This window comes from Chenggangzhangella methanolivorans (genome assembly GCF_019797865.1).
Lineage (GTDB): Bacteria > Pseudomonadota > Alphaproteobacteria > Rhizobiales > Methylopilaceae > Methylopila > Methylopila methanolivorans.
In genome coordinates this window covers 2,300,152-2,317,684 of sequence record NZ_CP081869.1, presented here as the reverse complement: position 1 = coordinate 2,317,684, position 17,533 = coordinate 2,300,152, and the positions used below count along the sequence as shown (strand labels likewise).

At 70.4% G+C, this 17,533-nt stretch carries 12 protein-coding genes and 4 pseudogenes; 9 read left to right on the top strand and 7 right to left on the bottom strand.

Annotated features, from left to right (window positions below; translation table 11 throughout):
• Window positions 1-36: 36 nt before the first annotated feature.
• Window positions 37-2,720 (bottom strand): annotated as a pseudogene (gene acnA / locus K6K41_RS12120) (aconitate hydratase AcnA).
• A gap of 329 nt (window positions 2,721-3,049) precedes the next feature.
• On the opposite strand from acnA, the gene ccmA reads away from it, so the two are divergent.
• Window positions 3,050-3,661: a heme ABC exporter ATP-binding protein CcmA gene (gene ccmA / locus K6K41_RS12115; RefSeq protein ID WP_261405249.1), complete on the top strand. Its 612-nt coding sequence runs from the start codon at window positions 3,050-3,052 to the stop codon at window positions 3,659-3,661.
• A gap of 62 nt (window positions 3,662-3,723) precedes the next feature.
• On the opposite strand, the gene K6K41_RS12110 is transcribed toward ccmA, so the two are convergent.
• Window positions 3,724-4,242, bottom strand: coding sequence for a PepSY domain-containing protein (locus K6K41_RS12110; RefSeq protein WP_261405248.1), 519 nt, complete (start codon window positions 4,240-4,242; stop codon window positions 3,724-3,726).
• Window positions 4,243-4,334: 92 nt separating this feature from the next.
• On the opposite strand from K6K41_RS12110, the gene ccmB reads away from it, so the two are divergent.
• The 4 genes from ccmB (at window position 4,335) to K6K41_RS12090 (ending at window position 6,779) form a co-directional block, all read left to right on the top strand.
• Entirely contained in the window at window positions 4,335-4,988 is a 654-nt protein-coding gene (gene ccmB, locus K6K41_RS12105; RefSeq protein ID WP_261405247.1) for a heme exporter protein CcmB, read from the top strand.
• Window positions 4,989-5,260: 272 nt separating this feature from the next.
• A complete protein-coding gene (locus tag K6K41_RS12100; RefSeq protein WP_261405715.1) occupies window positions 5,261-6,022 on the top strand; it encodes a heme ABC transporter permease in 762 nt (253 codons plus the stop codon).
• Window positions 6,019-6,177 carry a heme exporter protein CcmD gene (ccmD, locus tag K6K41_RS12095; protein ID WP_261405246.1) on the top strand — a complete coding sequence of 53 codons (159 nt, stop codon included), beginning with the start codon at window positions 6,019-6,021 and terminating at the stop codon, window positions 6,175-6,177. The genes K6K41_RS12100 and ccmD overlap by 4 nt, the downstream gene beginning before the upstream one ends.
• The gene (locus tag K6K41_RS12090) at window positions 6,174-6,779 is read left to right on the top strand and encodes a DsbE family thiol:disulfide interchange protein (RefSeq protein WP_261405245.1); all 606 of its coding nucleotides are present in this window, start codon (window positions 6,174-6,176) and stop codon (window positions 6,777-6,779) included. The genes ccmD and K6K41_RS12090 overlap by 4 nt, the downstream gene beginning before the upstream one ends.
• A 123-nt stretch (window positions 6,780-6,902) precedes the next feature.
• On the opposite strand, the gene K6K41_RS12085 is transcribed toward K6K41_RS12090, so the two are convergent.
• The 3 genes from K6K41_RS12085 to K6K41_RS12075 are packed head-to-tail and all read right to left on the bottom strand — an operon-like array spanning window position 6,903 to window position 10,685.
• Window positions 6,903-8,576: a thiamine pyrophosphate-binding protein gene (locus tag K6K41_RS12085; RefSeq protein ID WP_261405244.1), complete on the bottom strand. Its 1,674-nt coding sequence runs from the start codon at window positions 8,574-8,576 to the stop codon at window positions 6,903-6,905.
• 4 nt (window positions 8,577-8,580) lie between these two features.
• The gene (locus K6K41_RS12080; RefSeq protein ID WP_261405243.1) at window positions 8,581-9,372 is read right to left on the bottom strand and encodes an SDR family NAD(P)-dependent oxidoreductase; all 792 of its coding nucleotides are present in this window, start codon (window positions 9,370-9,372) and stop codon (window positions 8,581-8,583) included.
• Window positions 9,369-10,685, bottom strand: coding sequence for a capsule polysaccharide biogenesis protein (locus tag K6K41_RS12075; RefSeq protein ID WP_261405242.1), 1,317 nt, complete (start codon window positions 10,683-10,685; stop codon window positions 9,369-9,371). Before K6K41_RS12075 ends, K6K41_RS12080 begins: the two co-directional genes overlap by 4 nt.
• 482 nt (window positions 10,686-11,167) lie before the next feature.
• Here K6K41_RS12075 and K6K41_RS12070 point away from each other — a divergent pair, with 482 nt between their 5' ends.
• The 4 genes and pseudogenes from K6K41_RS12070 to K6K41_RS12055 all read left to right on the top strand — a co-directional run bounded on the left by K6K41_RS12070 (window position 11,168) and on the right by K6K41_RS12055 (window position 15,208).
• Window positions 11,168-12,442 (top strand): capsular polysaccharide export protein, LipB/KpsS family, encoded by a 1,275-nt coding sequence (locus K6K41_RS12070; RefSeq protein WP_261405241.1) that lies wholly within the window; start codon window positions 11,168-11,170, stop codon window positions 12,440-12,442.
• Window positions 12,439-13,917 carry an LTA synthase family protein gene (locus K6K41_RS12065; RefSeq protein ID WP_261405240.1) on the top strand — a complete coding sequence of 493 codons (1,479 nt, stop codon included), beginning with the start codon at window positions 12,439-12,441 and terminating at the stop codon, window positions 13,915-13,917. Before K6K41_RS12070 ends, K6K41_RS12065 begins: the two co-directional genes overlap by 4 nt.
• A 272-nt stretch (window positions 13,918-14,189) precedes the next feature.
• Window positions 14,190-14,435, top strand: a pseudogene (locus K6K41_RS30380) (polysaccharide biosynthesis/export family protein); the annotation flags it as partial.
• 107 nt (window positions 14,436-14,542) lie between these two features.
• Window positions 14,543-15,208 (top strand): SLBB domain-containing protein, encoded by a 666-nt coding sequence (locus K6K41_RS12055; protein WP_261405238.1) that lies wholly within the window; start codon window positions 14,543-14,545, stop codon window positions 15,206-15,208.
• A 7-nt stretch (window positions 15,209-15,215) separates the two neighbouring features.
• Here K6K41_RS12055 and K6K41_RS12050 read toward each other — a convergent pair.
• Together K6K41_RS12050 and K6K41_RS12045 are read right to left on the bottom strand one after the other, a co-directional pair.
• Window positions 15,216-16,194 (bottom strand): annotated as a pseudogene (locus K6K41_RS12050) (beta-ketoacyl-ACP synthase III).
• A pseudogene (locus K6K41_RS12045) lies at window positions 16,191-17,457 on the bottom strand (adenosylmethionine--8-amino-7-oxononanoate transaminase). The pseudogenes K6K41_RS12050 and K6K41_RS12045 overlap by 4 nt, the downstream one beginning before the upstream one ends.
• Between the last annotated feature and the right edge of the window lie 76 nt (window positions 17,458-17,533).

Sequence of the window (17,533 nt, the reverse complement as noted above, 5' to 3'; positions counted from 1 at the left end):
GCCTGGGGCCGCCGTCCGGAATGTCGAGCGATCGTCTTACGCCGCAAGGCTCCGCAGCACGTAGTGCAGGATGCCGCCGTTCTTGAAGTAGTCGAGCTCGTCCAGCGTATCGATCCGGCAGAGCAGCGGCACGACCTGCGTCTCGCCGTTCGCCGAGGTGATCTCGGCGTTCAGCGTGACGCGCGGCTTCAGCCCTTCGGCCAGGCCCTTGATCGTGACCGTCTCGTCGCCCTTGAGGCCGAGCGTCTGCCACGACTGGCCCTCCTGGAAGGTGAGCGGCACGACGCCCATGCCCACGAGGTTCGAGCGGTGGATGCGCTCGAACGACTGCGCGATCACGGCGCGCACGCCCAGAAGGTTGGTGCCCTTCGCGGCCCAGTCGCGCGACGAGCCGGTCCCGTATTCCTTGCCGGCGAACACCACGAGCGGCGTCCCTTCCGCCTTGTACTTCATGGCGGCGTCGTAGATCGGCATCTGCTCCCCGTCGGGGAAATGCTTGGTGACGCCGCCTTCGACGCCCTCCAGCATCTGGTTCTTGATGCGAATGTTGGCGAAGGTGCCGCGCATCATGACCTGATGGTTGCCGCGCCGCGTGCCGTACTGGTTGAAGTCCTGCGGGCGGACCTGATGGTCGCGCAGATATTCGCCGGCCGGAGACGCCTGCTTGATCGAGCCCGCCGGCGAGATGTGGTCGGTGGTGATCGAGTCGAGGAACAGGCCGAGGACGCGCGCGTCGTCGATGTCGGTGATCGCCTCGGGCTCGCGCTCCATGCCCTCGAAATAGGGCGGGTCTGAACGTAGGTCGAGGTGTCGACCCAGGCGTAGGTCTCGCCCTTCGGGGCGTCGATCTTGCGCCAGTTGTCGTCGCCCTTGAACACGTCGGCGTACTTCTCCTGGAACATCGCCTTGGTGACGCTCTCGCGGATCGTCGCCTGGACGTCGGCGGTCGAGGGCCAGATGTCCTTGAGGTAGACCGGCTGGCCGTCCGAGCCTTCGCCCAGCGGCTCGGTCGTGAGGTCGATCTGCAGCGAGCCCGCGAGCGCGTAAGCGACGACGAGCGGCGGTGAGGCGAGGTAGTTGGCCTTCACGTCCGGATTGACGCGGCCCTCGAAGTTGCGGTTGCCGGAGATGACGGCGCCGGCGATCAGGTCGGCGGCGTTGATCGCCTCGGAGATCGCCTCGGGCAGCGGGCCGGAATTGCCGATGCAGGTGGTGCAGCCGAAGCCGACGAGATTGAAGCCGAGCGCGTCGAGTCCTTCTGGAGGTCGGCCTTGGCGAGATAGCCCTCGACCACCTGGCTGCCCGGCGCGAGCGAGGTCTTCACCCAGGGCTTGGACTTCAGGCCCTTGGCGACCGCGTTGCGGGCGAGCAGGCCCGCGGCGATCAGCACGCTCGGGTTCGAGGTGTTGGTGCAGGAGGTGATGGCCGCGATCGTCACGTCGCCATGGCCGAGGTCGTAGTCGGCGCCTGCGACCGGCACGCGCTTGGCGGCCTCGCCCGGCTTCTTGAACTCGCCCTCGAGCGCGGCGAGGAAGCCCTGCTTGGTCTCACGCAGCAGCACGCGGTCCTGCGGGCGCTTGGGGCCGGCGAGCGAGGGCTCGACCGAGGAGAGATGTCGAGCTCGAGCACGTCGGTGAACACCGGATCGGGCGTCGAGGCGTCGCGCCACATGCCTTGCGCCTTCGAATAGGCCTCGACGAGCGCGATGCGGTCGGGGTCGCGGCCGGTTTCGTCGAGATACGCGATCGTCTCGGCGTCCACGGGAAGAAGCCGCAGGTCGCGCCGTATTCCGGGGCCATGTTGGCGATGGTGGCGCGGTCGGCGAGCGAGAGATGGTCGAGCCCGTCGCCGAAGAACTCGACGAACTTGCCCACCACGCCCTTCTTGCGAAGCATCTGCGTGACGGTGAGCACGAGGTCGGTGGCGGTGATACCCTCCTTGAGCTCGCCCGTGAGCCTGAAGCCGATCACCTCGGGGATGAGCATCGACACCGGCTGGCCGAGCATCGCGGCTTCGGCCTCGATGCCGCCGACGCCCCAGCCGAGCACGCCGAGGCCGTTCACCATCGTGGTGTGGCTGTCGGTGCCGACGCAGGTGTCCGGGTAAGCGACGGTCTCGCCGCCGAGCTCGCGCGTCCAGACCGTCTGGGCGAGATATTCGAGGTTCACCTGGTGGCAGATGCCGGTGCCGGGCGGCACGACGCGGAAGTTTTCGAAGGCCGACTGGCCCCATTTCAGGAAGCGGTAGCGCTCCTGGTTCTGGCGATACTCCTCCTCGACGTTCTTGCCGAAGGCGGCGTCGTTGCCGAAGAAGTTCACGATCACCGAATGGTCGATGACGAGGTCGACCGGGACCAGCGGGTTGATCTTCGAGGGCGAGCCGCCGAGCGCCACCATCGCGTCGCGCATCGCCGCGAGGTCGACGACGGCCGGAACGCCGGTGAAGTCCTGCATCAGGACGCGCGACGGGCGGTAGGCGATCTCGTACTCGCCCTTGCCGCGGTTCTCGAGCCAATCCTTGACGGCCGCGATGTCTTCCTTCTTGACCGTGCGGCCGTCTTCGAAGCGCAGCAGGTTCTCGAGCAGCACCTTCATGGAGAACGGCAGGCGCGCGACGCCCTCAAGCCCGTTTTTTTCCGCGTCCGGGATGCTGTAGTAGCGATAGCTCTTCGAGCCGGCCGACAGGGTTTTGGACGAACGGTAGCTGTCGGGATGGGACACGTGAGCACGCTCCTGATGTTGGCTGCGCAAGATCGCGAGGACGGACCCGTCACGCGTGCGCTGCACAAGATGGCTGTAGGGGCCGTTATAGGAGATGTTCGCCCGCGGTTGAAGCGGCTTGACGCCGTGACCGCCATGCGGTTTCGGCGCACTTTTCGACGCGTTCCAGAGCGGCTTTCGCCCGGTTTCCCGCCGAGTTGCGTCCATCTCCGCGACGCCCGGCCGGACGGCGACGCAAAAGACACGGCTTCAATTTTTTCTGAAACCAGATCGCTAGTTTTTCTGAATATGGGCGCGAGGGCGTCAGTCGCAATGGTCGCGGGGCGCTCATGAGGCTCGTTGCGAGCGACCTTGTCGTCACGCGCGGCGGACGCCCGGTGCTGTCGGGCGTCGGCTTCGCGGTTCCCGCCGGCGGCGCGCTCGCCGTCGTCGGGCCGAACGGGGCCGGCAAGTCGACGCTGCTGCGGACGATCGCGGGCCTGCTGAAGCCGCTTTCGGGCGAGGTGAGGCTCGAAGGCGAGGACGAGTTCGAGCCGCGCGAACGGATGCATCTGCTCGGCCATCAGGACGCGGTGAAGCCGGGACTGTCGGTCGTCCGCAATCTTCGCTTCGCTCGCGATCTGCTGGGCGGGGAGGGCGATCTGACGGCCGCGCTCGCCCGGGTCGGGCTTGGGGCGATCGCCGAGCTTCCCGGATCGACGCTGTCGGCCGGCCAGAAGCGGCGCCTCGCGATCGCCCGCCTGCTCGCCGCGCCCCGTCCCGTCTGGTTGCTCGACGAACCGACCGCGGCGCTCGACGCCGCAGGCCAGCGACTGCTGGGCGAACTCGTCGCCGAGCACCGCGCCAAAGGCGGCATGGTGGTGGCCGCCACCCATCTCGCGCTCGGTTTCGAGGCCGAGACGCTGGAGTTGGGGACGGTCGTGACTGTTCCCGCGGAGTAAGGCCGCGGTTCTCCCTCCCCTGTCACCAAGGGAGGGAGGCGGCTGACGGGAGCGTCCGGAAATCAGTCCGGAGTCGCCTTGCCCATCGCGTCGACCTTGACGTCCTTGTCGCCGTCAGCGGTCGCGACGTCGATCTCATAGGCGACCGCCTCGCCGTCGCGCTCGACCTCCGCGGAGGTCGCCTTGCCCTTGACCATGGCTTCGGCGGCCGCGATCGCGTCCTTGAGCTGGACCTGCGCCTTCTGGAAGTTCTCGGGCTTCAGCATCACGAAGTACTTCTCAAAGGTCTGCTCTTCCTGGCCCGTCACCTGCCCGGAATTCGGGTCGACATGGAACTCGGTGAGCTTGTTCCCGCCCTCGGCCAGAACCTTGACCTCCCAGCGGCCGCCGCCGTCGTCGTCGAAATCGGCCTCCGTGGCCTTGCCCATGCCGGCCTTCTCCGCCGCCTCGATCGCCTGCGCGATCCCGACCTTGGCGTTCTGCGCCGCAGAACTGTCGGCGAGCGCGGGGGAAGCGAAGACCCCGCCAAGGCCTGCGGCGAGCGCGAGACCGGCGAGGAACGGGATGCGTACGGCGGACATGACAGGAGTCTCCCTAGGGGCTATGCCGCTCTCGGGCGGCTTGAGATGAAACGCCGTCGCCGAGCACTCGTTCACAGGCCCAGTTCACGCTCATGCGTTCACCCGTCGCGGCCGTGCTGACGCGCGACCTCGCGCTCGCCCGCGGCGGCGGGGCGGGGCTCGGCGTCGTGTTCTTCCTGATCGTCGTCACGCTGACCCCCTTCGCCATCGGCCCCGACCTCGCGCTGCTGCGGCGGATCGGTCCGGCGATCCTGTGGCTCGGCGCGCTGCTCGCGACGTTGCTCGGCCTCGACCGCCTGCTGCAGGCCGATCACGAGGACGGCGGCCTCGATCTCCTCCATCTCGCGCCCGCCTCGCTCGGGACGCTGGTGGCGGCCAAGATTTTTGCGCATTGGCTGACCACGGGCCTGCCGCTGGTGCTCGCCGCGCCGCTCTTCGGCGTGATGCTGGACATCGCTTCGCAAGGGCTCGGCCGGGTGACGATCGCGCTGCTCGTCGGCACGCCCGCGCTCGCCTGCCTCGGCGCCGTCGGGGCGGCGCTGACGGTCGGCTTGAGGCGCGGCGGGCTGCTGGTGCCGGTGCTGATCCTGCCGCTGTCGATCCCGGTGCTGATCTTCGGCGTCGCGGCGAGCGGCGACGGGCCGGAGGCCTCCGGCGCGCTGATGGCGCTCGCCGGGCTCGCGCTCGGCTATGCGGCGCTCGGGCCGTTCGCCGCCGCAGGCGCGCTGAAGGCGCTCAGGGACTGAGGACCGCGCGTCCCGTCATGCCCTGCGAAGCGAGCCGAAATCGCGGATACCTGGCCTTCGGCCGAGCATAACTGCGGTGGTTCAAGCGATTGCGACGGAAGGACCGTTTCATCGCGCGCCAAGGCGTCCTAATTAGACGCGGAACAAACGGCGTCGTCCCGGCCGAAGCGAAGCGGAGAGCCGGGACCGTGCTCCGGAGAGGGCGCCTCAACCTGATGACGATCCCGGCCCGTCGGCTCGCGCCGCCGTGCGGGATGACGAGCGCTTCGCCAATGGGCCTGATCTCAGCCGTCTCCTCGCTCGCGAACCCTGCGCGCTTCAACGCCTTCGCGAGCCGCGCCACGCCCTGGCTCGTCGGCGCGACCGCGCTCGTGCTCGGGGCCGGGCTCTATCAGGGCCTGTTCGTCGCGCCCGCCGACTACCAGCAGGGCGAAACGGTGCGGATCATGTTCCTGCACGTGCCCTCGGCGTGGCTCGGCATGATGGGCTTCGTCATCATGGCGATCGCGAGCGTCGGGGTGCTCGTCTGGAAGCACCCGCTGGCCGACGTCTCCGCCAAGGCCGCGGCCCCGATCGGCGCGGCCTTCACCTTCCTCGCGCTCGCCACCGGCTCGCTCTGGGGCAAGCCGATGTGGGGAACCTGGTGGGTGTGGGACGCGCGGCTCACCTCGTTCCTGATCCTCTTCCTGATGTATCTCGGCCTGATGGCGTTGCGCTCGGCCATCGAGGAGCCCTCGCGCGCCGCCAAGGCCTGCGCGATCCTCACGCTCGTCGGCTCGATCAACATCCCGATCATCAAGTTCTCGGTCGACTGGTGGAACACGCTGCACCAGCCGGCCTCGGTGATCCGGGCGGGCAAGCCCGCGATGGACTCCTCGATCCTCATCCCGCTGCTCGTCTGCGCGCTCGGCTTCACGCTGCTGTTCCTGACGCTGCATCTCGTGGCGATGCGCACGGAGCTCATCCGCCGACGCCTGCGCACGCTGCGCATCACCACGGCGGCCGCCGCCTTCGTCCCGGAGCCCGCGGAATGACCGGCCCCCATTTCGGCTTCATCGCCGCCTCCTACGGCATCGGCTTCGTGGTCGTGGCGGGCCTCATCCTCTGGACATGGGTCGACCACCGCGTCCAGACCCGCGCCCTGAAGGCGCTCGAGGCCGCGAACCCGCGCCGCAGGTCCGCCCGATGAGCGAGATCCGGACGGGCGACGCGCCCCGGACGACGTCGGGCCGGCGCCGCTATCTCCTCATTCCGCTCGTGATCTTCGCCGCGCTCGCGGCGCTGCTCTACGGGCGGCTCTACAGCGGCGACCCCGCGGCGCTCCCTTCCGCCCTCATCGGCCGTCCCGCGCCCGACATGACGCTGCCCGCCCTCGAGGGCCTGACCCGCGACGGCGCGGCCGTGCCGGGCTTCTCGCGCGCCGACCTCGCGGCTGGCGAGGTCACGCTCGTCAACGTCTTTGCCTCCTGGTGCGGTCCCTGCCGCGACGAGCATCCCATGCTGATGCGCCTGAAGGATCAGGGCCTGCCGATCGTCGGACTGAACTACAAGGATTCGCCCGAGAACGCCCGGCGCTTCCTCGGCGGCCTCGGCAACCCCTACGGCAAGGTGGGCGTGGACGCCGCCGGCCGCGCCTCGATCGAGTGGGGCGTCTATGGCGTGCCCGAGACCTTCGTGGTCGACGGGCAGGGGCGGATCGCGTTCAAGTTCGTGGGGCCGCTCTCGGAAGAGGCGGTGCGCGTGAAGCTGATGCCCGCAATCGAAAAGGCGAAGGCCGGCGCGGGGAAATAGGCGACTGAACCTCAGCCCGTCATCCCGGGCCTGACCCGGGATCCAGAGCCGACGCGCTTCGTGAGCCTGGCTGGCCGGTTCGGTTCTGGATCCCGGCTCTTCGGCCGGGATGACGGCTGAGGTTTAGTCGCCCTTGGGTTTGCCTTCGCGGATTTCGTCCAGCGTCTTCGTCGCCGAGATGGCGTCGGGGTGGATGCGGACATGCACCACCGCGGGCCGGCCTTCGAGCGCGGCGGCCCGCGCGAGCCCGAAGGCGTCCGCGAACTCTCCCGCCTTCGTGACCGAAAACCCTTCCGCGCCGAAGGCCCGCGCATAGTCGGCGAAGTCCGGGTTCCGAAGCGCGGTCGCGAACGGCCGGTCGGGGAATTCGCGCTCCTGATGCATGCGGATCGTCCCGAGCTGGCCGTTGTCGAACACCAGCGCGACGACGCCGAGCCCGTACTGGACCGCCGTCGCGAGCTCCTGCCCGGTCATCAGGAAGCAGCCGTCGCCCGCAAGCGCCACCACCTCGCGCTCGGGATTGAGGCGCTTGGCCGCGATCGCGCCGGGCAGGCCGTAACCCATCGAGCCAGAGGTCGGCGCGGCCTGGCTTCCGTAGCGCGTGACGCGGTGGAAGCGGTGGAACCAGCCCGAATAATTGCCCGCGCCGTTGGTGACGATCGCGTCCGGCGGCAGCGTCGCGAAGGCCGCCATCACCTCGCGCATCTGGACTTCGCCGGGATGGGCCGGAACCTCGCGGGTCCAGTCGAGATAGTCGGCGCGGGCGGCTTCGGTCTCAGCCCGCCAGCCGATCTCCTGCGGCGGCTGGACGGCCTCGAGCGCCGCCGCGAAGGCCGTCGGCGAGGCGTTGATCGCGAGCGCCGGCTGGTAGACCCGGCCGAGCTCCTCCGGGTCCGGATGGACGTGGACGAGTTTTTGGCGCGGCGCGGGAACGGAGAGGACCTCGTAGCCCTGGCTCGGCATTTCGCCGAGCCGCCCGCCGATCAGCAGCACGAGGTCGGCGTTCTCGACCCGCTTGCGCAGTTTCGGATTGGGCGCGATGCCGAGATCGCCGGCGTAGCAGGCGTGGTCGGCCGGAAACAGCATCTGGCGTCGGAAGGTGGCGGCCACAGGCAGCGCGAACCGCTCCGCGAAGCGCTTGAGGCGGCCGACCGCGGTCTCCGACCAGCGAGATCCGCCGACGAGCGCGATCGGGCGCTCGGCGGCCCACAGCAGCTTCTGGAGCGCCGCCATGTCGGTGAGGCCGGGCCACGTCTCTGCCGCGACGACGGGCGGCGCGTCGGCGACCTCGGCGGCCTCGTCCAGCATGTCCTCGGGCATGGCCATGATCACGGGTCCCGGCCGGCCTTGCGTCGCCACGCGGATCGCGCGGGAGACGAGTTCGGGAATGCGCGCGGCGTCGTCGATCTCGACCGCCCATTTGGCGACGGACCCGAACACGGCGCGGTGGTCGAGCTCCTGAAACGCCTCGCGGTGGCGGAAGCCGCGCGCGATCTGGCCGACGAACAGGATCATCGGGGTCGAATCCTGCGCCGCCACATGCACGCCTGCGAAGGCGTTGGCGGCGCCGGGGCCGCGCGTCGCGAAGCAGAGGCCCGGCCGGCCCGTGAGCTTGCCGGCGGCGTCCGCCATCATCGCGGCCCCGCCTTCCTGCCGGCAGGTGAGGAAGTCGAAGCCCTTGGCCCGCATCGCCTCGAGCACGGCGAGATAGCTCTCGCCCGGAACCCCGAAGCCGAGCCTCAGCCCGTTGGCGAGCAGCGCGTCGACGAGAATCTCGGCGCCGGTGCGGGCCGCCACCGCCTCAACCCTTCGCGTCAGGCGCGATCTCGACCGGCACGCGCGCGAGGAACATGCGCCGCACGAAGCGCGGCAGCGCGCGGCCGGCCCGGATCGCCGCCACGATCTGCCAGGGGAAGGCGATGACCGGCGCGCCGCGCTCGATCTTGCGGCGGATGAGCTTTGCCGCAGCTTCCGCCGACATCTCCCAGGGCTTCGGCCCGAGATAGCGTTGGCTCATGTCGCTGGTGACGAAGCCCGGGCAGATGACGCTGACCGAAATTCCCTCAGGCGCGAGGAAGTCGCCGAGCGCCTCGCCCCAGGCCAGCACGCCGGCCTTGGAGGCGGAGTAGGCCGGCGTGTCGCCGACCGGCTGAAGCGCCGCGAGCGAGCTCATCACCGCGATGCGGCCGCGCTTGCGCGCGCGCATCGGCTCGATCAGCGGGGTCACGGTCGCGACCATGCCCTCGAGGTTGATGCGGAGCTGCCGCTGGGCGGTCGCGAAGGTCTCGGCGCGGCGGCCCGGTTCGAGGCCGCCCGACACGCCGGCGTTCGCGATCACGACATCGACCGGATGGGCGGCGTCGAAGGCGAGGATGGAGGCCGCGAGCGCGTCGGAGTCGACCACGTCCACGGACGCCGTCTCGACCGTCGCGCCCTTGGCCCGGCAATCGGCCGCGACCTCTTCGAGGCGGCCGGCGTCGCGGCCGATCAGCAGCATCGCGGCGCCCTCGGCGGCGTATTCGCGCGCGAGCGCCGCGCCGATCCCGCGACCGGCGCCTGTCAGGACGATCGAACTCGAAATGCGGTTGGTCACTCGCCCGGAACGACCGAGGCTGCGGCCGGCGGGTAGCCGCTCGTCCACTCGATCGCGGCCGGGCGCGCATGACCGACAGGGGCCATCTCGGCGAGCCGGGCGACCGAGTTCTCGACCGCGATGCTGATCGCCTCGCGCGAGTAGAAGCCGCCATTGAGCTGGGTGCGGGCCGCCACGACCTTGCGGAAGGCGGCCACGCGCTCCGGCTGCGGCGCGATCGGCGCGGTCCAGAAGCCCTCGAGCGTGCCCTGATGGGTCATGCCCTCGATGTCGTAGATCGCCTGACCGATGGCGATGGTGGGCACGCCGCGCTCGAGCGCCATGGTGCCCATGGTGCTGTTGACCACAACGACGCCGGCCGCGTTCTGGACGAGCTGGTCGCCGTCGCCGCCGTCGAGATAGACCAGGCGGTCGCCGAGGCCGGTGCGGTGGGCGGCGATCTGCGTCGCCTTGCGGCGGTTCACGAGGCCGTTATCGAGCGGATGCAGCTTCACCACGAGCTTGGCGTTGGCCGGCGCATGGGCCGCGAAGGAGCGGGCGACGAACTCCACCACCTCGGTCATCGCGCTGAACGGCGAATGCAGGCGGATCTGGTAGTCGCTGTCGAGCTGGAGCGGCAGCAGGAAGTAAGGCGCCTTGCCCCGGCGCAGCATGCGCTCCACCGCTTCGGCGCGGCGCGCCTCGGCCTTCTTGCGCACCATGCGGCCGAGCCAGCCGCCATACTCCACCAGGCAGTGGTTCGGGCGGTAGCGGCGATAGCGCGGGAAGAAGTAGGGGAAGAACACCTGGCTGAGATTGTAGAGCACGTCCCAGAAGGTGCGGGCGCGCATGTCGCCGGCGATCGGCGTCGGCTCGGTCGTCTCGGCGAGCTCGGAGGCGACGCGGTCGATCGTCTCGGGATCGCGCGGCAGGCCCGAGAAGCCGTTGACGCCGCCTTCCTCGAGCGTGATCCAGTTCGGCCGGAAGTAGCCTTCCTCGAACACGTGGACGCGCACGCCGCGGAGCTGGGCCGTGGCGATGGCGACGCGGTGATAGGGGCGCCCGTCGCCGAACAGGACGAGGTCGGTCACGCCGCGCTCGTCCATGAAGCGCGAGAGGAAGCCGCGCCAGTCCTCGAACGCGCCGCGATAGTCGACGGCGCCCGGGATGTTCCAGAACAGTCGATCGCCGAGGTTAAGATTGACGCGCGCGACGCCGTAGCCGCGCTCCTTGAGCGCGTGGCCGAGCCGCACGAAAAACGGAGACGCGAGGCCTTGCAGGAACAGGAACGTGCGGCCTGGCCGCCCCCCGGTCTGGTCTGCGCCTTCGGTCATAAAACCTGCCCGCGAACGAGCCCCGCTCGAACGCGGCCCCCGTCCTCTCGATGCCCCCGTCCGTCCGGTTGTTGCGATTGCGAACAATCGCTTCCGGATTCGGCCAGCCAAGCGTTGCATCCTCGGCCCTGCGCGGCTAGCGCTGGACCGTCGATCGCATAGACAAGCCTCGGACCAGCCATTTGAACCACAGCGTCGGGGAAGTCGCAATCATTTCCAGCCGGTTGCAGGAGAAGTCCGCGGAAGCCGAGGCGATCGCGGCGCGTCCGGTCACACGACATTTTGGTAGTCGTTCGATGATTACCGCAGTGTTAACGACCGCCGGAGACGATCGCGAAGCCGAAGCGCGCGATGTTGCGACTGCGAAAAAGGCCGCGCTGATAACGCTGTCCGTAAACCCCATAAGAATAGTCGAATTAGATCGGCGGAAACGGTCGCTGGGCTATCGGGCCGTCGGCGCGCCGCCCGGGCCTCCGCCCGGCTTGACCGCCGACGAGGCCGCCGAGGCTGTGGCGCGTCTAATCGCCACAACCGGGCCGGGTGAGTTGCTCATCGAGAGCGGCGCGGACCTGCTCGATCCCGGCCTCGTCTGGCTCGACCCCTACGACCGCCGCCGGATCCCGCTGTCGCGCGCGCTCGACGTCGCGCAGGACATTCTCGAGGCGCGGGCGCGGCTCGCCCGGCGCTCCTATGCGGTGGGGATCACGCGGTGGAAGCGCCCGTTCCTGCAGGGCTTCCTCGCCGGCCCCAACGGCGCGCCGGTGTTCGCGGCGTCGGCGCAGGCGGCGGCGCGGGACGCGGCCGGCGGCCATGGGCGGGTCGTCGCATGGGCGTCGCGGCCGACCGAGAAGGTCGAGGCGGCGGCGCGGGAGGCCGGCGCTCCGTTCGCGCGGCTGGAGGACGGTTTTCTGCGCTCCGTCGGCCTCGGCTCGGCCTTCGTCGGCCCGCTCTCGCTCGTGCTCGACGAACGCGGCGTCTACTACGACCCCTCGCGGCCGAGCGACCTCGAGGTCCTGCTGGCCGAGGCCGAGATCGGGCCGCGCCTCGTCGCTCGCGCGGCGGAGCTCCGGGCGCGGCTCGTGGCCGAGGCGGTCACGAAATACAATGTCGGCGAGGCCGCCGGCGCGGTGGTGCCCGAGGGGCGGTTCGGCGTGCTCGTGCCGGGCCAGGTCGAGGACGACGCCTCGATCCTCAAGGGCGCGGGCGCGACGCGCACCAATCTCGCGCTGCTCGAAGCCGCGCGGGCGCGGCGGCCCGAGGCCTTCATCGTCTACAAGCCCCATCCCGACGTCGTCGCCGGTTACCGGCGCGGCGCGGTGGCGGCCTCCGACCTCGCCCGCCTCGCCGACGCGGTGGTGGTCGAAGGCTCGATCGCCGCGCTCTATCCGCAATTCCGCGCGGTCGAGACCATGACGTCGCTGAGCGGCTTCGAGGCGCTGCTGAGGGGGCTTGAGGTGACGACCCACGGCCAGCCGTTCTACGCCGGCTGGGGCCTGACCGAGGATCTCGCCCCCCATCCCCGCCGCGGCCGGCGCCGCAGCCTCGACGAACTCGTGGCGGCGACGCTGATTCTCTATCCGCTTTACCGCGACCCGGTCTCGGGCCTGCCCTGCGGCCCCGAAACCGCGCTCGACCGGCTCGCCGAGGCGCGCGCGAAGGCCGATACGCCGAAGGGGCGGCTCCTGGCGCGGGGGCGCCACGCCTACGCGCTCGCGCGCCATCGCGTTCTCGGACCGATCGGGCGGCTTCTGCGGTGACCGCTCTCCTCGTCGCCTTCGCGCTCTCCTTCTTGGTCTCGCTGACGCTCGAGAGCCAGCCGCCGTCGCTTGGCGGGCTGCGCGCGCCGCGGCGGGCGCTCGCGATTCGCCTGGCGCTTCATCTTGCGCTGTTCGCCGGCGCCTTCGCGCTGTCCTGGCGTCCGTTTCACGCCGCCTTCGTCACGGTCGCGATCGCGTTCCTGTTCGGGGCGGGCAGCGCCATGAAGGCCCGCATCCTCGGCGAGCCGGTCGTGTTCTCGGACTTCGCGCTGGTGAAGCTCGCGATCCGTCATCCGCGGCTCTATTACGCCGAGAAGCTCGCGGAGCCGCGCGCGCTCGCCGTGTTCGCCGGGGTCGCGCTCGCCACGGTGGTCTGGTTCGCGCTGGAGCCGTCGATCCTGCCGCCGGGCGGCTGGGCGCTTCTGCCGGCCCCGGTTCTCGTCTGCGCGGCCGCGGTTCTGGCGCTCCGATCAAAAACCGCGTCGGACGTCGCGCGGGGGCTCGTCGGCGCCCGGCCGGACCTCGACGCGGACGTCGCGCGCTTCGGCCTCGGCGCCGCCATGACGCTGCACTGGCTGGTCTGGCGACGGCAGGAGCGTCCCTCGCCCGAGGCCCGGGCCGCGATCGCCTCGGCCCCCGTCCTCCGCGCAGGACAGGGGCCCGACGTCGTGATCGCGATCCAGTGCGAGAGCTTCGTCGACGTGGCGGCGCGCGGCGAGGCGGGGCCGGAGCTCGCCGCCTATCGCGCGCTGTCCAGGGAGGCGCTCGCCTGGGGGCGCTGTCGGGTTCCGGCGGAGGGCGCCTACACCATGCGCGCCGAGTTCGGATTCCTCACCGCGATCCCGCTCGGCTCGGTCGGCTTCGACGTGTTCGACCCCTATCTGGTGGCGGAGGATTACGCGGAGGCCTCGATCGGCCGCCGCATGAAGGCGGCGGGGCGGCGGACCGTCTTCCTCCACCCCTATGACCGCCGCTTCTTCGCCCGAGACGAGCTCATGCCGAAGCTCGGCTTCGACCGGTTCGTGGATCAGAGCGCGTTCTCCGAAAGCGATCGGTTCGGCCCCTATGTCGGGGACGCGGCCGTCGCGGAGGCGATTCTCGGCGAGGTGGAGGCGGCGGAGGGGCCGCTCTTCATCTTCGCCGTGACGATCGAGAACCACGGGCCCTGGGGGCCGGGGCGCCTGCCGGGCGTCAACGACGGCGCCGCCCAATACGCCCGCCATCTCCAAAACTCCGACCGGATGATCGGCCGGCTCGCCGAGGCGCTGAAGCGCCGGCCGGGCGGGGGACTGCTGTGCGTCTATGGCGACCACGCGCCGGCGCGCACGATCCATCCGGGCATGCCCGACCGGCGCGCGGCCGACTACATCGTCTGGGACGCGCGCGGGGCTGAGGCCGGGGCTGCGGGCGCGCGGCGCGACCTCGACGTCGACGAGGTCGGGCGAATGGTGCTTGAGCACGCTTCGTTAAGGTGAATGTTGCTAAAACGTCTCAGCGCGCCGCCCAAGCGATGGCGCAAATGGGGCTCGGCCCGCCCGGGCCCCTCGATCGGTTGGCAGCGCATACCTTCAATGCTAACCCGATCGCTCGGGGTTACGGGTTCGTGAGGAATTGATGCGGTCCAGCACGGTGTCCGGCCTGGCGATCATCGCCGCGGCCGCCGGTCTTCTCGCCGGCTGCTCTGCGATGCCGGCGGCGGGTCCGTCGACGCAGGATATCGTTTCCGAGAAGCAGGCGCTTCAGAACTATGTCCTGGTCAATCTCGACCCAGCGCGCCGTCGACATTCTCTCGCAATATCGCGTCACAGCCTTTTCCAGCCGCTTCGCGGCGCCTGCGCCTGCGCCGAGCCAGATCGTCGGCGTCGGCGACACGCTTAGCATCACGCTGTTCGAGGCGGGCCAAGGCGGCCTGTTCTCCAGCGAATACGGCGCCCGCGTCACCTTCACCCAGCGCGTCGACAGCGACGGCTCGATCACGGTTCCGTATGCGGGCCGGGTGATCGCCGGCGCGAAGTCGCCCCAGACGGTCGAGAAGGACATCGTGGCCGCCTCGAGGGCCGCGCGATCCAGCCGCAGGCGCTCGTCCAGATCACCGAGACCGTGCAGCGCAGCTACGTGGTCAACGGCGAGGTCGGCACGTCGGGCCGCAAGCCCATCACCCAGGCTGGCGACCGCATCCTCGACGCGATCGCCAACGCCGGCGGCGCCAGGCAGGCGACCTACGAGACCCGCATCACCCTGCAGCGCGGTTCGAAGCAGGGCTCAGCGATCATGAAGGACATGATCGACAACCCGGCCGAGAACGTCTTCGTGCAGGCCGGCGACCGGATCTACGTGACGAAGGATCCCGAGATCTTCCTCGCCTTCGGCGCGGTGCCGCAGCCCGGTCCGATCGAGTTCGGGCTCGAGAAGCTCACGCTGCTCGAGGCGGTCGGCAAGGCCGGCGGCCTGCTCGACCAGCGCTCCGACCCGGGCGCGTTCTTCGTGTTCCGCTACGAGCCGGAATCGGCCGTGCGGCAGATGAAGCCGGACTATCAGGGCTCGTACGGGGCCAAGGTGCCGGTGGTCTATCGCGTGAACCTGCGCGACCCGAAGGCCTATTTCTACGCCAAGGGCTTCACGATCCGCGACCGCGACGTGCTCTACGTGGCGAACTCCGCCGCCGCCGAGTTCAAGAAGTTCCTCGACATCCTCGGCTCGGTGCGCAACGTCGCCAACACCGCGACCGACGCGGTCAACCTGCCGAAGCAGCTCTCGGGCAACTGACGGCGTCTTAGGTCCTGAACACCAGGGCGCCGCCCGTCAGGCCAGCGCCCGCGGCGGTCATCAGCAGCGTCTCGCCTTTTCCAAGCGGCTTCGCGGCGTGCGACAGCGCGAGCGACAGCGGAATCGTGGCCGCCGAGGAGTTGCCGTAGTCGGCGATGGTGCTGACCATGGCCTCCTCCCGCACCCCGAGCTTGCGCCCGACGGCGGCGAAGATCCGGCTGTTGGCCTGATGCGGCAGGAAGCGGTCGACCGGCCGCCGCGACGCCGGCCTCATCGAGCGCGGCCTCGGCGCAACCGGTCATCATCCGCACCGCCTCGGTGAACAGGCCCCGGCCGTCGGTGATCGCCATCCGGGTGTCCTCGATCGGGACGTCGGCCGAAAACGGCCGCTCGCCGCCGCCCGCCGGGATGCCGACCAGGCCGTAGCCCGAGCCCTCGGAGGCGAGCGACTGCCCGGCGACGCCGGTCGGCTCGGCGCTCGGGCCGAGCACGAGGGCGCCCGCCGCGTCGCCGAAGAGCGCGGCCGAGCCGCGGTCCGCGAAGCTGATCCTGCGGCTCAGGATGTTGCCGGCGACGACGAGCGCCGCCCGGCCGCTGGCGCGGACCTGCGCGTCGGCGAGCGCGAGCGCATAGACGAAGCCGCCGCAGGCGCCCGCCATGTCGATCGCGCCGGCCTTCAAGCCGAGCCGATGGGCGACGAGCGGAGAGGAGGGCGGGAGCAGGCGGTCGGGGGTCGAGGTCGCAAGGATCAGCAGCGCGACCTCGGACGGATCGATCCCCGCCTCCCGGAGCGCCGCGCCTCCGGCCTCCACCGCAAGCCCCGACAGCGTCTCGCCGTCTTCCGCCCATCGCCGCTCGCGCACGCCCGTTCGCCGTTCGATCCAGCCGGGCTCGACGCCGACGCGCGCCTCGATCTCGGCGTTGCCGACGCGCCGCGCCGGAACGGCGTGGCCGAGGCCGAGAATGCGGGTTCCCGCCGCCCTCATCGCGCCGCCTCCAGCGCGCCGGGCACTTCGAGGATCGCGTCGTGCAGGCGGTCGAGCTCGGCCGCCGTCACGCAATAGGGCGGCATCAGATAGATGACGTCGCCGAGCGGACGGATGAGCAGGCCGCGCTCCAGGAAGAAGGCGCGCAGCCTCGGGCCGATCTCAGATAGATAGCCGGCGTCAGAAACCTTCAGGTCGACCGCCGCGATGGTTCCGCAGGTCCGCGCGTTCGCAAACCTCGGGTCGTCCTCGTAAGCCCGGACGCGCTCCGTCTGAGCTTGCGCGAGCGCCGCGACGCGCTCCGCCACGGGCTCGTCGCGCCAGACGTCGAGATTGGCGAGCGCGGCTGCGCAGGCGATCGGGTTCGCGGTGAAGGAGGAGGAATGGAAGAAGGTCTTGGCGCGGTCCTGCGACAGATGCGCCTCGAAGATCTCTTCGCGCGCGAGCGTCGCGGCGAGCGGGACGGCGCCGCCGGTCAGTCCCTTGGACGTGCAGAGGATGTCGGGGACGAGGCCCGCCTGGTCGCAGGCGAACATGGTCCCGGTGCGGCCCCAGCCGGTCATCACCTCGTCGGCGACGACGAGCGCCCCGGCCGCGCGCGATCCGCGCCATCTCGGAGAGCGCCTCGGGCCGATAGGTCAGCATGCCGCCGGCCCCGAGGATCAGCGGCTCGAGCACGAGCGCCGCCAGCGCGCCGTCGCGGCCGGCGCGCTCCAGCGCGTCATAGGCCGCCTGCTCGGCGCCGGGCTCAGGGAAGGGGATGCGCTCGACCTCGAACAGCAGCGGCGCGTAAGGCGCGTTGAAGACGCCGCGCGCGCCGACGCTCATCGTGCCGATCGTGTCGCCGTGATAGCCGCCCTCGAGCGCCGCGATCCGCACGCGCTTGAGGTCGCCGCGGTTCTGGAACGTCCCGAGCGCCATCTTCAGCGCGACCTCGACGGCGGTGGAGCCGGAGTCGGAGAAGAAGACGCGCGTGAGGCCGCGCGGCGCGACGCCGACGAGGCGTGAGGCGAGGTCTTCGGCGGGCGCGTGGGTCAGTCCTGCGAAGATGATCTGGTCGAGGTTCTCGCTCGCCTCCCGGATCGCCGCCATGATGCGCGGCTGGCGGTGCCCATGCGTCGTCACCCACCAGGACGAGATCGCGTCGAGGATCGCGCGGCCCTCGGCGTCATGAAGCCAGGCGCCCTCCGAGCGGACGATGCGCGGCGGGGCCGGTTCGACGGCGTGCTGGGTGAAGGGGCGCCAGACGGCGGAAGCAGACATCGGCTGAACTTGAGGGAGGCTGAAGGGCGCATCCCTATAGCGGGCCGACCCTCGCGCCAAGCCGTCCGAACGGCGC

Bases quoted from the DNA above. Each gene is read 5' to 3' on its own strand.
- K6K41_RS12075 (WP_261405242.1), bottom strand. From the start codon at position 10,685: ATGACCGAAGGCGCAGACCAGACCGGGGGGCGGCCAGGCCGCACGTTC.
- K6K41_RS12110 (WP_261405248.1), bottom strand. From the start codon at position 4,242: ATGTCCGCCGTACGCATCCCGTTCCTCGCCGGTCTCGCGCTCGCCGCA.
- ccmD (WP_261405246.1), top strand. From the start codon at position 6,019: ATGACCGGCCCCCATTTCGGCTTCATCGCCGCCTCCTACGGCATCGGC.
- K6K41_RS12090 (WP_261405245.1), top strand. From the start codon at position 6,174: ATGAGCGAGATCCGGACGGGCGACGCGCCCCGGACGACGTCGGGCCGG.
- ccmA (WP_261405249.1), top strand. From the start codon at position 3,050: ATGAGGCTCGTTGCGAGCGACCTTGTCGTCACGCGCGGCGGACGCCCG.
- K6K41_RS12100 (WP_261405715.1), top strand. From the start codon at position 5,261: ATGGGCCTGATCTCAGCCGTCTCCTCGCTCGCGAACCCTGCGCGCTTC.
- ccmB (WP_261405247.1), top strand. From the start codon at position 4,335: ATGCGTTCACCCGTCGCGGCCGTGCTGACGCGCGACCTCGCGCTCGCC.